Annotated in this window: 12 protein-coding genes; 11 read left to right on the top strand and 1 reads right to left on the bottom strand. The window is 36.0% G+C overall.

The features are described from left to right. The first annotated feature begins 17 nt into the window (after positions 1 to 17). From IGJ46_RS08510 to glnA, 10 genes are all read left to right on the top strand, one after another. Positions 18 to 842, top strand: a complete 825-nt coding sequence (locus IGJ46_RS08510; protein ID WP_218391179.1) for a LicD family protein — start codon at positions 18 to 20, stop codon at positions 840 to 842. Between the two features lie 39 nt (positions 843 to 881). After that, a complete protein-coding gene (locus IGJ46_RS08505) occupies positions 882 to 1853 on the top strand; it encodes a glycosyltransferase family 2 protein (protein WP_218391178.1) in 972 nt (323 codons plus the stop codon). Positions 1854 to 1863: 10 nt separating this feature from the next. Then, positions 1864 to 3285: a lipopolysaccharide biosynthesis protein gene (locus IGJ46_RS08500; protein WP_002369114.1), complete on the top strand. Its 1422-nt coding sequence runs from the start codon at positions 1864 to 1866 to the stop codon at positions 3283 to 3285. A gap of 92 nt (positions 3286 to 3377) precedes the next feature. Beyond that, positions 3378 to 4337, top strand: a complete 960-nt coding sequence (locus IGJ46_RS08495; protein ID WP_082153324.1) for a GDP-mannose 4,6-dehydratase — start codon at positions 3378 to 3380, stop codon at positions 4335 to 4337. A 132-nt stretch (positions 4338 to 4469) separates the two neighbouring features. Beyond that, positions 4470 to 5450: a glycosyltransferase family 2 protein gene (locus IGJ46_RS08490; protein WP_002356923.1), complete on the top strand. Its 981-nt coding sequence runs from the start codon at positions 4470 to 4472 to the stop codon at positions 5448 to 5450. A 119-nt stretch (positions 5451 to 5569) separates the two neighbouring features. Then, the gene (locus IGJ46_RS08485; RefSeq protein ID WP_010820948.1) at positions 5570 to 6316 is read left to right on the top strand and encodes a glycerophosphodiester phosphodiesterase; all 747 of its coding nucleotides are present in this window, start codon (positions 5570 to 5572) and stop codon (positions 6314 to 6316) included. Beyond that, positions 6317 to 7246 (top strand): tRNA (adenosine(37)-N6)-dimethylallyltransferase MiaA, encoded by a 930-nt coding sequence (gene miaA / locus IGJ46_RS08480; protein ID WP_002388241.1) that lies wholly within the window; start codon positions 6317 to 6319, stop codon positions 7244 to 7246. It abuts the gene before it with no gap. A gap of 3 nt (positions 7247 to 7249) precedes the next feature. Then, positions 7250 to 8491 carry a GTPase HflX gene (hflX, locus tag IGJ46_RS08475; protein ID WP_010820946.1) on the top strand — a complete coding sequence of 414 codons (1242 nt, stop codon included), beginning with the start codon at positions 7250 to 7252 and terminating at the stop codon, positions 8489 to 8491. Between the two features lie 202 nt (positions 8492 to 8693). Further along, positions 8694 to 9077 (top strand): MerR family transcriptional regulator, encoded by a 384-nt coding sequence (locus tag IGJ46_RS08470; RefSeq protein WP_002388239.1) that lies wholly within the window; start codon positions 8694 to 8696, stop codon positions 9075 to 9077. A gap of 42 nt (positions 9078 to 9119) precedes the next feature. Further along, entirely contained in the window at positions 9120 to 10460 is a 1341-nt protein-coding gene (gene glnA / locus IGJ46_RS08465) for a type I glutamate--ammonia ligase (RefSeq protein WP_002356929.1), read from the top strand. 24 nt (positions 10461 to 10484) lie between these two features. Here glnA and IGJ46_RS08460 read toward each other — a convergent pair whose 3' ends face one another. Next, positions 10485 to 11987, bottom strand: a complete 1503-nt coding sequence (locus tag IGJ46_RS08460) for a DUF6056 family protein (protein WP_218391177.1) — start codon at positions 11985 to 11987, stop codon at positions 10485 to 10487. Positions 11988 to 12147: 160 nt separating this feature from the next. Here IGJ46_RS08460 and nifJ point away from each other — a divergent pair, with 160 nt between their 5' ends. Then, on the top strand, positions 12148 to 15879 hold the full coding sequence (nifJ, locus tag IGJ46_RS08455; protein ID WP_218391176.1) for a pyruvate:ferredoxin (flavodoxin) oxidoreductase: 3732 nt from the start codon (positions 12148 to 12150) through the stop codon (positions 15877 to 15879). The last annotated feature ends 60 nt before the right edge of the window (positions 15880 to 15939 follow it).

Here is a 15939-nt window from a genome sequence, read left to right as displayed (position 1 = left end):
AGTAGGAGAGTAATATCATGCAAAAACTTACGTTAAAAGAGGTTCAGGCGAAGGCTGTTGAAATATTAGTGTATATCGATAATATTTGTCGATCTAACAACTTGCATTATACATTGTTTTATGGAACATTGATTGGTGTAGAACGTCATAAAGGTTTTATTCCTTGGGATGATGATATTGATATAGTTATGCCAAGGCCAGATTATGAATTGTTAATTAAAATCCTTAAAAACGACTCTAACTATCAATTACTTTCTTTTGAAACACGGAAACATTTTCGTTATCCTTTTGCAAAGTTAGTTGATCCTAATACTGTAGCTCATTCCAAACAATATTTTGGTGGAGAAGATAAGGACTTAGGAGTTTTTGTAGATATTTTTCCAATTGATGGTATCCCTGATACTCAAAAGGAGAGAAATGAACTAAGAAAGAGAACGGAACAGTATCGGTTAAACTTAATGGATACTTTAGGTTTAAGTTATGCACGAAGTTTTCATCTTAGTAAGGCATTAATAAAATTAATAACTCGTTATCCTAATCATTTTAAAGTGAAAAAAGTAGGAAACAATCAATATTGGCGTGATTTATATCAAACAGAGGCAAAAAAAACCCCATTTGGAGCAACAAAACATTGTGGTTATCTAGAATGGATTCATATAGATTGGGGTGTATTTCCTAATGAATGGTTTTTGGAATATGAGGATGTAGAGTTTGAAGGACATAGATTTATGGCCATTAAAAAGCGAAAACAATTTTTAACTTTACGTTATGGAGATTATATGGAAATGCCTCCAGTAGAAGAAAGAATCACTCATCATCCCTATGATTTTTACCAAAAATAAAGATTATTTATAGGTTTTTTAGAAAGAAGGCGTACTTAAATGAAGCAGCAATATACAGCAACTGTTGTTATGGCTACCTATAATGGAGAAAAAAATATCTTAGAACAGTTGGATTCCTTAAAAAATCAGTCGAAAAAAATTGATGAAGTATTAATTTGGGATGACTGCTCTACAGATTCTACAGTTAAAATAATTGAGAACTTTATTTCTGAAAATAAATTAGGTGAAACGTGGCATTTGAAAATCAACACGGAAAATTTAGGTTGGCGCAAAAATTTCTTTAATCTATTGAATGCTGCTACTAAAGAAATTGTTTTTACGTGTGATCAAGACGATATTTGGGATGCATCTAAAATTGAAGTGATGTGTGAAGCTTTTGCAAACACTGATGTTAAAGTTTTAGTAAGTGATTATACTGAATTAGTAGAACCTGGTGGATTAGCAGAGGAATTAAAAAAGATTGATTCAGTTAAATTGTCTAATCAAAAAGCAGAACAGATTATATTTAATGAGAACAATTTATTTTTACGTCGCCCGGGATGTGTATATGCAATTAGAAAGAGCTTCATTGCCAATGTTAATCTATACGCATCTGAAATGGAAAATCCTGTACATGATATGGCGATGTGGGGAAGTTCTTTATTAAGTGATGGGCTCTATATTGTTAGGGAAGAATTAATTAGATGGCGTAAACATGGACAAAGTTCCTTTAAAAAAGAAATTGATTTAGCTAAGAGACAAAATCACTTTGAGGAAAGATTGAATACTTTACGCCGGAGATTACAGCGTACAAAGGCTGCAAAGAATTATTTAAATAACCAACCACATGTTGAAGAATTTGAATATAAAGACAAAGTTCTTTCAAACTTGATTAAAGAGTTGAATATGCGAGTATCTTTATTAGAACGAAAAAAAATTATTCCGATTCTATGTGCCTTTTTTAAGTATCATCACAAGTTTTATTTTAGCACAGATATCTACCATATCATGAAATATAAAATTAGAAAGTGAGCATAATGCTATGAATTCAAAAGCAAAAATGGTGGCTAAAAACCTTTATTATACTGTGGCTGCAAATTTTGCAACGTTGGGTATTTCGGTTCTCTTAAATTTATTTGTCCCTAAGTTGTTAGGCGTTACAGAATACAGTTATTGGCAACTTTATGTTTTTTATTCTTCATATGTTGGATTTCTCCACTTAGGCTGGATTGATGGTATCTATTTAAAAATTGGGGGAGAAGAATACGAAAATTTAGATAAAAGAAATCTCGGTTCTCAATTCTGGTATTTAGCGATTTTTGAATGTTGTATTTCTGCTTTTGTCATTCTTTGGGCTTACTTTTTCATGCCGAAAGAATATCAAGGGATTATTTTGATATTGACGGCCATTGTTTCAGTAATTACAATTGCAAAAACGTTTATTCTGTATGTTTTTCAGTCAACAAATCGTATTAAGGAATATGCTCAATTATCCAGAAATGATCGCTATTTATATGTCTTGTTCATTGCAATTTACTTTGCATTAGGAGGACGAGATTTTTATTGGCTAATCATTATGGACATACTTTCTAAACTGATTATTACGGTTTGGGGAATGTTTAGAGTTAAAGACATGTTGCGTGTGAACATGATGAGTTTGAAGGAAGTTACTCCTGAAATAGTTGATAATATTAACATAGGTAGTAAACTAATGCTCAGTAGTATAGCAAGTATGCTAATAATGGGAACCATTCGCTTTTTTGTTCAACAGCGTTGGACCATCGAAACCTTTGGTAAATTGTCCTTTACTTTAAGTTTATCAAATATGTTTTTAACTTTTATTAATGCTGTTGGAATTGTAATGTTTCCGTTGTTAAGACGGACAAATAAAGAGCGATTGCCGTCTTTATTTGTCACATTAAGAGGTGTTTTTGTTCCGTTGACGTATGCAATTCTGCTGTTATATGTACCCGTCAAATTTGTTTTAGGTATGTGGTTACCCGAATATAGCGAGAGTTTGAAATTTATGGGAATTCTATTTCCTATAGTTATTTATGAAGGCCGGATGTCTTTACTAATTAACACGTATTTAAAAACGTTGAGAAAAGAAAAAACAATTTTATTTGTTAACGTATTGACACTTGCCTTGTCGTTAATCTTATCGTTGTTTGTGATTTTCGTTGTTGGGAACTTGAATTTAACTGTTGGATTGATATTAGTAAGTTTAGCATTTCGTTGTAATTTAGCGGAAATTTTTCTATGCAAAGATATGAATATTAAAATAGGAAATAGCACTGCATTGGAAACGTTGGTTACATTATTGTTTATCTTTAGTAATCTTTGGTTTGGCGGTAGTATTTATAGTTTCATTTCTTATGGAATTGTGTACATTATCTATTTCTTATTCATTCATAAGAGTTTTGTTAATAACGCAAAGAATTTAAAATATTTAGTAAAAGGTTGAGAAAGTTATTTTCTCTCCTTTTTTATTGAAAAAAACAAACGGTAGTCTTTGACACCTAAAAATGGTAAAATTAATGTATTATTTTAATTGGAGTGGGAAACTTGAGGAACTTTTTAATCACAGGCGGCGCCGGCTTTATCGGCTCAACCTTAGCAAATTATTATAGTAAAGACAATCAAGTTGTGGTCATTGATGATTTATCAATGGGCCAAACTGAAAATTTAAACACATCTGAAAATATCACGTTCATTGAAGGTAGCGTGATTGATCAACAATTAATGGAAAAAGTACTGCAAGAGTATCAGTTCGATTACATTTTTCACTTAGCAGCGATTGCTAGTGTAGCAGATTCAGTAGCACGTCCAGTGGAAACACACCAAGTCAATTTTGAGAGTGTGTTACAATTACTGGAATTAATTCGGAAATACCAGAAAGATTTAAAACGTTTGGTGTTTGCTTCTTCTGCAGCGGTTTACGGCGATGAGCCAACTTTACCAAAACAGGAAGAATCAGTAATTCGTCCATTAACGCCTTATGCAGTGGATAAATTTGCTTCTGAAAAATATGTTTTAAACTATTGTCATTTATATGATGTTCCAACAAGTGCTGTTCGCTTCTTTAACGTTTATGGGCCAAACCAAAATCCTAATTCGCCTTATTCTGGCGTTATTTCGATTGTGATGGACTCTTACAAACGCTTATTAGCCAATCAAGAAGTGACATTCAATATCTTTGGTGATGGAAAACAATCTCGTGATTTTGTCTTTGTTGAGGACGTGGTTCAAGCGTTGAATCTTGTCGCTCATTCTGACCAATCACTTGGGGAAGTATATAATGTCGGAACAGGGAAAGCAACCGATTTAAATGAGTTAATATCTTCTTTAAATGATATTATGAAAGTCACTTTGCCAGTTGAATACAAAGAAGCACGAGCTGGGGACATCAAAGATTCCTTAGCGGATATATCTAAATTACGTGCCATTGGTTATGAACCGAAATATAGTATTCAATCTGGTTTGGATAAATACGTTAATTATGAATTAAAAGAATAAATAAAACTTATTGAGAGCTGATAGTTCTCAATAAGTTTTCAAGTAATTTGTACGAAGTAGTCATAGATAAAAAAAGTTTAATATGGTATGCTAAAATTTGTATGCAAGTATTAAATTTGGGGGATTTAACCTGTGAAAAAGAAAATTTTAATTTCAATACCCGCGTATAATGAAGCAAATAATATACGTCCTCTATATAAAAAATTAAATGAAACTTTAGAAAAAAAAAGAAACGAAGTTGATTTTGAAATATTATTTATTAATGATGGAAGCAAAGATAACACTGTGAGTGAAGTTTTATCATTAATTGAACAAACGGATAATGTTTCTTTAATTGATTTGTCCAGAAATTATGGAAAAGAGATAGCAATGAGTGCGGGCTTTGATTATTCTACACATGATGCTGTTATTACAATGGACGCTGATTTACAACATCCGCCAGCTACAATTATTGATATGATTGATCTTTGGCAGCAAGGTTATGAAGATGTCTATGCTAAAAGAAATCAACGCAAAGGGGAGTCATGGTTCAAAAAAACATCCTCTAAATGGTTTTATAAAGTATTAGGAAAACTAGCCAATACGCCTGTTTTACCAGATGCAGGAGATTACCGGTTACTTGATCGCAAGGTAGTAGAGGCGCTGAAGCAAATGAGAGAATCTCAACGTTATACGAAGGGGTTATATAATTGGGTAGGCTTCAAAAAGGTTGCGATTGAATTTGATGCGGATGAGAGACTACACGGTGAAACAAAATGGAGTTTTGGCGCATTATTGAAATTGGCAATTGAAGGAATTACTTCTTATACAACGGCTCCTTTAAAGATTTCAATGTATTTTGGCTTTTTAGTTTCTTTTGTTGCGTTTATTTACATGATATATGTATTAATTAAAACATTGATATTTGGAGCGGACACATCAGGCTTCCCTTCGCTAATGATTATGATATTATTTTTAGGTGGCTGCCAATTGATTTCTGTAGGGATTTTAGGGGAGTATGTTGGCCGTGTATTTTTAGAGACTAAGAAACGTCCCTTGTATTTTGTAGAAAATATATACAGTTTGCCAAAGAAAAATGAGACTAAAGAATCAGAGTTAAAAGAGATTGATTAATGAATATATTCATTTTACTTATAAAAAACGAGGTAGTAGTCGAATGACTGTATCTCGTTTTTCCTATATTTGAACCCACCTCACTCCAATGGTACAATAAACAAGATTGGAGTGAGAGCATGACAGATATTATTGCACATCGAGGAAGTAAAGGCACCCATCCTGAAAATACGTGTATTGCTTTCAGAGAGGCTGTTCGTGTTGGTGCTGAAGGAATTGAATTAGACGTTCACCTTTCTAAAGATGGTTATTTAATCGTTATGCACGATGAAACGGTTGATCGTACGACAGATGGTCATGGTGAAATCCAACAGTTAACATTAAACGAATTAAAACAACTAGATGCTGGAAGCTGGTTTCAGAAAAATCCTTCTGTTCAATGTGTTCCAACATTGGAAGATGTTTTAAAATGTCTTGAAGAAGAACAATTCAATGGTTTTTTGAATATTGAACTTAAAACGGACATTATCCATTATGAAGGAATTGAGAAAAAAGTCGTCCAACAAATGAAGCAAAAAAACTGGCCGTTTCGTTATTTATATTCCAGTTTTTATTTTCCAAGTTTAGTTAAATTAAAAAAAGCTGATCCTAAGACAGAAATTGCCTTTATTTATGAATCTGCAGAGGATTTAAGTCAAGCGGGACCGGCATTCGCGCTTGTCGATAGTTTACATCCAAAAATGTCTTGGGTGTTGGCTCATGAAAAAGAACTTATCACAATTGGCAAACCGCTGCGGCCGTGGACTGTTAATCGGATGGAAGAAATGGAAAATTGTTTTCAGCTAAAATTGGCGGGTGTTCATACTGATTTTCCTGAGGAAGCAAAATTTGCTCGTCAAAATTGGCAAGAAGAAGGAGAAACATAATTGGAGAAAGTATTAGTTATTGTAGGACCCACTGCGGTGGGGAAAACAGCATTAAGTATTGCTTTAGCAAAAAAATTTAATGGTGAAATTATTAGCGGTGACTCCATGCAAGTTTATCGCTCGTTAGACATTGGCACCGCTAAAGTCACAGAAACAGAAAAAGAAGGGATTCCTCACTATTTAATTGATTGCCGTGAAGTCAGCGAAACATATTCTGCTGCTGATTTTCAGAAAGAGGGTCGTCAAAAAATCAAAGAAATTACTGAAAAAGGGAAACTACCAATTATCGTTGGAGGAACAGGTTTGTATATTCAATCACTTCTTTATGATTTTCAACTAGGAAGTCGTGAGATAGATGACTCGCCTGAAATTAGAGAAACGTACAATTTATTTGCGGAAGAAAAAGGGAATCAAGCTTTATGGCAGTTATTACAACAAAAGGATCCTCTAGCGGCTAACAGCATTCATTTTAATAATCGCAAAAAAGTCATTCGTGCGTTAGAGGTCTTTGATAAAACAGGTTATAGTATTTTGACCCCGAAGGAAAAACCAGCTCGTCTCTATGATTATTATTTGTTAGGTTTGGAAACAGATCGCGCTTTATTGTATGAGCGTATTAATCAGCGGGTGGATCAAATGATGACAGAAGGGCTGTTGGAAGAAGCAAAACAGATGTTTCAGCAACCACATGCACAAGCAGCTCAAGGTATTGGCTATAAAGAATTTTTCCCGTATTTTTCCGGTGAACAATCATTAGAGATGGCGGTTGAAACAGTCAAACAGCAATCGCGGCGATATGCCAAACGTCAATTGACTTGGTTTAGAAATCGAATGGCTGCGCATTGGTGGAATTTGGTTCAGCAGCCAACAGATTTGCCCAAGTTGGAAAAAGAAGTAGCGGAATGGCTACAACAGAAGGAGAGTGAGTAGGCGATGACCACTCATGAAAAAGTGATTCTAGTAGGAGTTGAGACGGAAAAAAATTATCAGACATTTTCTGCATCAATGGAAGAACTGGCGAATTTAACGGAAACCGCTAATGGAGAAGTGGTGTTTGTTTTAACACAAAAACGACCACAAGTCGATCGACAAACCGTAATCGGTAAGGGGAAATTGGAAGAATTAATTCAATTAACAGATGCCTATGAAGCGGATCTTGTTATTTTTAATCATGAGCTCACACCGCGCCAAAATCAACTGTTATCTGAAGCGTTAGCTGTGCGAGTAATTGATCGTGTACAATTAATTTTGGATATCTTTGCTTTGCGTGCGCGCTCCAAAGAAGGAAAGTTACAAGTTGAATTAGCGCAATTGGATTATTTATTGCCTCGCTTGGCTGGTCAAGGAAAACAGTTGTCCCGACTTGGAGGAGGTATTGGGACACGCGGGCCTGGTGAAACGAAATTAGAGTCGGACCGCCGACACATTCGGAATAAAATCTTAGGCATCCGTCGTGAGTTAAAAGAAGTCACTGCTCATCGTGAACGAAGCCGCCAGAAAAGACAAAATTCAGAACTATTTCAAATTGGCTTGATTGGTTATACCAATGCTGGCAAATCAACCATTCTCAACATGTTGACAACAGCAGGAACTTATTCAGAGGATCAATTGTTTGCAACGTTAGATCCTTTAACCAAAAAATGGCAATTGCCTCAAGGCATGGAAGTTACGCTGACCGATACGGTTGGCTTCATTCAAGATTTACCAACACAGCTGATTGAAGCCTTTCAGTCGACATTGGAAGAAAGTCGGACGATGGATTTACTGCTCCATGTGGTGGATGCAAGTGCGCCAGATCGTTTACAACATGAACGCACAGTTCAAACATTGATGAAAGAATTAGCGTTGGAAAATATTCCGTGCTTGACGGTTTATAATAAAAGAGATCAAGTGGACAGCAAAGAATTTGTCCCAACCTTATTTCCCAATGTATTGATCTCAACTAAAATTTCTGAAGATAAAGAACGACTGGTTCAAGCTATCCGTGCCCAAATGATGGAATTACTCGAGCCTTATCAATTAGAAATTAGCCCAATTGACGGACAACTATTAAGTGAACTTCGCCGGATGACACTAATGATTTCAGAAGAATATGCTGAAAATGAAAATCGGTATATCGTGAAAGGCTTTGCGAAAAAAGAGTCTAAATGGTTGGCTGAATCCGAAAAAGAATAAAAAATGGTAAGTTGATTAGAAATGATTTGTAAAAACAAATCATTTCTATTTTTTTGGTTAGCAGGAGAAAATGAGCCATGAAAAGATGGGAAAGTCCATATTTATCAGGTTTTTTGTTTTATGTTAGAAAATCTAACATAAGTTCTTGACAATTTGTCATTCTATTGTTATTCTAAGAAATAACTAAGAGAGGAGGATGGAGATGAGAGAAAAAGAGTTACGCCGTTCCATGTCAGTTTTTCCAATTGGTACAGTTATGAAACTAACGGATTTGACCGCTCGACAAATTCGCTACTATGAAGAACAGGGATTGATTCATCCAGAACGTAGTGAGGGCAACCGACGCATGTATTCTTTAAATGATATTGATGTTTTGTTAGAAATTAAAGATTATTTATCTGATGGATTGAACATGGCAGGGATTAAGCGTGTGTATGAAATGAAATTAGAGGAACAAAAAAACACCGCCGAGGCAACTCGTCCGTTAACCGATGCAGATGTTCGTCAGATTTTATACGACGAAATCCTTTCGCAAGGAGGACTTACTCAGCAAAATCCGTTCCAATCGAATGTACCAAGGCTCTAACGTTTCAGCAGCCAATAAAAATGAAGGATGGGGATCAGACCGATGACAAGAAAAGCCAAAACGGCAGAAGAGATTAAACATATTGCAGAAGAAGAAAACGTACGTTTTTTACGACTAATGTTTACCGACATTATGGGAACAATTAAAAATGTTGAAGTTCCTGTGAGTCAGCTAGATAAAGTATTAGATAATAAAATGATGTTTGATGGGTCATCCATCGAAGGATTCGTTCGTATCGAAGAAAGTGACATGTATTTATACCCTGATCTATCTACATGGATGATTTTTCCGTGGGAAAGCGACCATGGAAAAGTTGCGCGCTTAATTTGTGATATTTACAATCCTGATGGTACCCCTTTTGCCGGAGATCCCCGCGGTAATTTAAAACGCGCCTTAGCAGATATGAAAGAATTAGGCTTTACTTCTTTTAACTTAGGACCAGAACCAGAATTTTTCCTATTTAAATTAGATGAGAATGGTGAAATTACCACTGACTTGAATGATAAAGGTGGCTATTTTGATTTTGCGCCAACCGATTTAGGTGAAAATTGTCGCCGTGATATTGTTTTAGAGTTAGAAAGTTTAGGCTTTGAAGTGGAAGCTTCGCATCATGAAGTAGCACCTGGTCAACATGAAATTGACTTTAAATATGCTGATGTAGTTGATGCTTGTGACAATATTCAAACATTCAAATTAGTTGTGAAAACTATTGCGCGCAAACATGGCTTGCATGCAACATTTATGCCAAAACCTTTGTTTGGAATTAATGGTTCTGGTATGCACTGCAATATGTCATTATTTAATGAAGAAGGTAATGTTTTTTATGACGAGTCAGGAGAGATGGGCTTAAGCCAAACTGCGTATCATTTCTTAGGTGGTTTATTAAAACATGCCCGTGCCTATACTGCGGTATGTAACCCAACAGTGAACTCTTATAAACGCTTGGTACCAGGTTATGAAGCACCTGTTTATGTAGCTTGGAGCGGCAGAAATCGTTCACCACTCATTCGAGTTCCTGAATCTCGTGGTTTATCGACTCGTTTAGAATTACGTTCTGTCGATCCTTCAGCGAATCCGTATTTAACAATGGCAGTCTTATTACAAGCAGGTTTGGATGGTATTCGTAATGAACTTACGCCACCGCCAGCGGTTGATCGTAACATTTATGTGATGAATGAGGAAGAACGTCAACATGCACAAATTGAAGATTTGCCATCAACCTTACACAATGCCATCAAAGAATTACGTAAAGATCAAGTAATGATTGATGCATTAGGTCGTCACATTTTTGCCAATTTTGTAGAAGCGAAACGAATGGAATGGGCAGCCTTCCGTCAAACCGTTTCTGAATGGGAAAGAGAACAATATTTGGAGTTGTACTAAAAAAAGAGCCCTAGGGCTCTTTTTTTATTTTGTTTCCATCGGTACGAATGTAATCGTTATTTCTTGCGGAATGTTATAAAATGTTTTGTAACGTCGCATCCAATTTTCTGCGGTTGTTCCTTTTTCCCAAAAGTATTCTCCATTTGGTAATAAAGGTAATTTTACGGAAGTTTCTTTATTAGCGATTGCCTCATCTATAATTTCTTTTCTTTGTTGTTCTACTCTGTAGGTGTATGCAAACATCAAGGTATAAAAGGTTAATAAGATAAGAATTCCTTGTTTAAGAATTTTCGTTATAAACAGTATTTCAAGGTTGTTTTCTTCTTCACTTTGTAAATTAAAATAATAAGCGATAAATTGCAGAATAAGTATAATCCAAAAAACGTACGTAATATAAAATGACCGGGGACCGATGGGCTCAGCAATGAAAAGAGGCCCGGCTGTACATACGATAGATAAGAACAAGAAAAGTAGTTTTGCTTTTAAATTACCTTTAAATTGAATGAGTATAAATATAAATATTGAAAGGTAGTATAGTAAAGCTAATAGTGCAGTGAAATCTTGACTGCGATTATAGGATATTGTGAAATAAGGATAAATAAAGACAGAGAAAACCGTATAAGTACTTATAAAAAATAGAGCTCCTTTATTTATCAGCTGCGTTGCCTTTGATTGTAAAATATCTTTATCTTGTTTTTTAGAGATTAATAAAGTTAACGTTGCTATACAAAGATTAATGAAACGATTTTGATGAAAAATATTTTCTGCCATCGGTCCAATTGTTTTATAGTAAAAATATGAAAGCGATAAATTGATTTTTTTATAGCCGTCAGTATTATTGGCAGCGTTTAAGTAGGCTGGATTAATAATCATAATAATCAAACTAAGGAAACTTGTAACTAGAAAAGCAAGTAAGAACGAATCAATCATCTTTCTGGTTTTCCAAGAATAAATACATAAAGCAATTGCAAGGAATGTGATATAAACGCTGATGTTTTCAGAAAAAAATTGAGTCCCTAAACTTAAAACAATACCTGTTAGAACAGGGTGTTTTAAATTAGCTGTTTCATTAGTAAATAAGTAATTCACTATTATGAAAAAAACCACTAAACTAATGACAGGAGGAACGAAGTTCACAAAGGCTGCCGGCCATCCATAAGTTTGTTGAAAAAGTTTTGTGGGAATTAATATAAGCAGAGCTAGGCTAAAAATCAAAAGAAATTTTTTATTTGTAGTTGTTTTTCTATCTAAACTTAGGTTAGTGAATTTTGTTAGTACTGTAAGTAATAATAGAATCGTGCCGCTCATAAACAAGCTTTTAATTAAAACGCTACGAGTAATAATTAAAGCGAAGATATTTCCAAAGTAGCGTCCATTGTATCCTTGAAAGCCATTTTTTAATAAATCAAGCCCTTCTTGACTTCCCCACATCCATTCATCGTGAGCGTAAGGGATAAAATAAAAAATGATGGTTAGTAGTAAAAAAGCAAGGATAATAAATTTATTTTTTTGAAGAGTTTTCAACATATTCTCCCTTTCTGTAGATCGTTATTTTCAGTTGTTATTATAAACTAATTATATATAAAAACATAGAGACAATTTGTAACTGGGAAAGGAAACTCTAAAGAATGTTTGTGAAAAATGTTTCAAATGTTTGGTTTTTACGCTATAATAAACAAGAATATGCGTGCAACTATTCTATTTTTTAGATATAAAGGATGAGAAAAACATGCGGAAAATGAAAACAATGGATGGGAATGCAGCAGCTGCTTATATTTCCTACGCCTTTACAGAATTAGCAGCCATTTATCCAATAACACCAAGTTCAACAATGGCTGAGCTTGTTGATCAGTGGTCGGCCGAAGGTAAGAAAAATATCTTTGGTCAACCTGTGAAAGTAGTCGAAATGCAATCGGAAGCTGGTGCTGCCGGCGTGGTCCATGGCTCTTTAAAAACAGGCGCGCTTACCACGACCTATACGGCTTCACAAGGGTTACTTTTGATGATTCCTAATATGTACAAAATAGCTGGAGAACTATTACCATCTGTTTTTCATGTGGCGAGCCGAGCTTTAACTACGAATGCTTTAAATATTTTTGGTGATCAAGGAGACGTAATGGCCGCACGCCAAACAGGCTTTGCTATGTTGTCAGAAAGCAGTGTACAAGAAGTGATGGATTTGGCACCAGTGGCTCACTTAGCTTCGATTGAAGCGAGTGTTCCATTTATGAACTTTTTTGATGGCTTTAGAACAAGTCATGAAATTCAAAAAGTGGCAGTTCTTGACTATGAAGAATTAGCACCCTTAGTAAACCAAGAGAAATTAGCCGAATTTCGTCGTCGGAGCATGAATCCGAATCACCCTTCCGTTAGTGGAATGAACCAAAATCCAGATATTCACTTTCAACAACGAGAAACAATAAATCCTTATTATGAAAAATTACCTGGTATTGTTCAAAAATATATGACAGAAATTAACCGGTTACGGGGAACCAATTATGATTTGGTGACGTATTATGGCGCAGAAGATGCAGAAGAAGTGATCGTCACGATGGGTTCAGTTGCACAAACAATTGAACAGACGGTTGATTATTTACAAGAACAAGGAAGAAAAGTTGGCTTCCTTAATGTCCATCTTTATCGACCATTTCCAGTTGAAACATTTCTTGAAAAAATACCACAATCAGTTAAAGCAATTGCTGTCTTGGATCGGACGAAAGAGCCCGGTGCTGGTGGTGAACCGTTATTATTGGATGTCCAAAGTGCGATGTATGAAACGGATATTCGCCCAACGATTATTGGTGGGCGCTATGGTTTAGGTTCTAAAGATGTATTGCCAAATCAAATTGTTGCGGTTTTTGATGAATTAATGAAAGAACGTTCTGCCATGAAGAAGCGTTTTACAATTGGGATTGATGATGATTTAACTTATACTTCATTAGAAGTTGGCAAACCACTTGATTTGACGAATCCGAAAACCTATCAAGCTAAATTTTGGGGCTTTGGTTCTGATGGGACAGTAGGGGCGAACAAGTCAGCAATTAAGATTATCGGTGATCATACAGACAAGTATGCTCAAGGCTTTTTCTATTATGATTCAAAAAAATCAGGCGGGTTGACCGTTTCTCATTTACGTTTTGGCGAGACGCCTATTCGTTCAACGTACCTCATTGAACATTCTGATTTTGTGGCTTGTCATACAGCCGCTTATTTGCATACCTATGATTTAGTAAAAGGGTTAAAAAAAGGTGGTACTTTCCTCTTAAATACCATTTGGAATGATGAACAACTAGCACGATTTTTACCCAATCAATTAAAACGGTATCTAGCTGAAAATGAGATTCAGTTTTATACAATCAATGCAGTGAAATTAGCTAGTGAAGTCGGACTAGGCGGGCGAATTAATACCGCGATGGAAACAGCTTTCTTCAAATTAGCGCAAATTATGCCTTTTGAGCAAGTGTTGCCAATTTTAAAAGAAGAAGCACTGAAAAGTTATGGTCATAAGTCCATGAAAGTTGTCGAAAAAAATATTCAAGCAATCGATAAGACCGTTGAATTGTTGCATCAGGTACCTGTTCCAGCAGAGTGGAGAACGCTTGAAGTTCAATCTCGAAAACGTTCAGAAAATGTTAGTGATTTTGTTCATGAAATTGTTGAACCGATTAATCGTCAAGAAGGCAATGCGTTATCTGTTGCGACACTAGCGAAAAATGGGATGACAGATGGGCGGATGCCTTTGGGAACTGCGGCAGTTGAAAAACGTGGAGTTGCATTAGAAGTACCTGAGTGGATTAGCGATCGATGTACTATGTGTAATGAGTGTGCCTTTGTATGTCCTCATGCGGCGATACGACCATTCTTAGCCGATGAAGAAGAAATGACTGAAGCGCCAGAAGGATTCATTGTGCGTGATCTACGTGGTGCCGACGGCTTGAAATATCGTATCCAAGTCTCAGTCAAAGATTGTACTGGCTGTGGTCTTTGTGTTGAAGCCTGTCCAGCTAAAGGCAAAGCTTTAGTAATGAAACCTTATGAAGAAGAAAAAGAGCAGGCTATGAACTGGGCGTTTGCTATGACGTTACGTCAAAAGGAAAACCCAGCAAAACCGAATACTGTTTTAGGTTCGCAATTTAATAAACCTTTATTAGAGTTTTCTGGTGCTTGTTCTGGTTGCGGCGAAACGCCTTATGTTAAATTATTGACGCAAATGTTTGGTGACCGAATGCTAATTGCTAATGCAACAGGTTGCTCATCGATTTGGGGTGCTGCAGCGGGTGTGACACCTTACACTACGAATGAACAAGGACAAGGTCCAGCTTGGTCAAATTCTCTTTTAGAGGATAATGCCGAGTTTGGTTACGGCATGTTGTTAGCAACGCAAGTGCGTCGCGAACGTTTAGCTAGTAAAATGACCAAAGCTTTTTCTGTAGCCAGTGACTCGTTGCGTCTATTGATGGAAGATTGGATAGCACATCTGTCAGAAAGTGAAGGTACGCAACAACGTGCAGCTAAATTACGTGCAGCTTTGCTTGAAGAAAAAACGAATCAACCTTTATTGGAAGCAATTTATGACGATCAAGATCTTTTTGTCAAACCAAGTCAGTGGATGATTGGTGGGGACGGCTGGGCTTACGATATTGGCTACGGCGGTATTGACCACGTGTTAGCCAGTGGCGCTGATGTGAATATGTTAGTTCTAGATAATGAAGTCTATTCCAATACAGGTGGCCAAACTTCCAAAGCAACTCCTGCATCAGCGATTGCGAAATTTGCTGCCAGTGGGAAGTATGCCTCTAAAAAAGATTTAGGGATGATGGCAATGACTTATGAAAATGTCTATGTCGCTCAAATTGCCTCAGGTGCAAACCAAATGCAGACGATTAAAGCTTTTGAAGAAGCAGAAAAATTCCCTGGACCATCGATTATTATTGCTTATACACCATGTATTACACATGGTTTAGCAGGTGGGATGAGTCAAACGTTGAAAGAAGCGAAAGACGCGGTTCATTCAGGTTACTGGTCTTTATATCGCTATAATCCATTATTGCGAGAAAAAGGCAAAGAACCAATGACATTGGATTTCAAAAAACCAGATTTTTCATTAATGAAAGAGTTTATGCGCCAACAAGTTCGCTTTGCGTCCTTAGAATCCAGTCAACCAGATACAGCGGAGTTGTTATTTAATAAAACAATTAACGATGCTAAGAGACGGTTCTATAATTATGCTCGTTTAGCTGGTCAAGAAGAAAAAATTCGAGCAAAACTAGAAAAACAAAGTGAACCAGAAATAACTGCGCCAGAGAACGAGAAGCCACGAGTGAAAAAAGAACGCGTAGTTGATCCGGAAGCGGAAGCAAGAAGGGCTGCCCGTCGCGCTGAACGAGCAGCCAAGAGAAAACAACGTGGGCAAGATTAAATAGAAATCAAAAAAACGTGTCTGAGCTTTTTGCTTAGACACGTTTTTTAGTTAGAAATG

The sequence above is a fragment of the Enterococcus sp. AZ120 genome (assembly GCF_050546165.1).
GTDB lineage: Bacteria > Bacillota > Bacilli > Lactobacillales > Enterococcaceae > Enterococcus > Enterococcus faecalis.
This window is presented reverse-complemented; position numbering and strand designations above follow the sequence as displayed.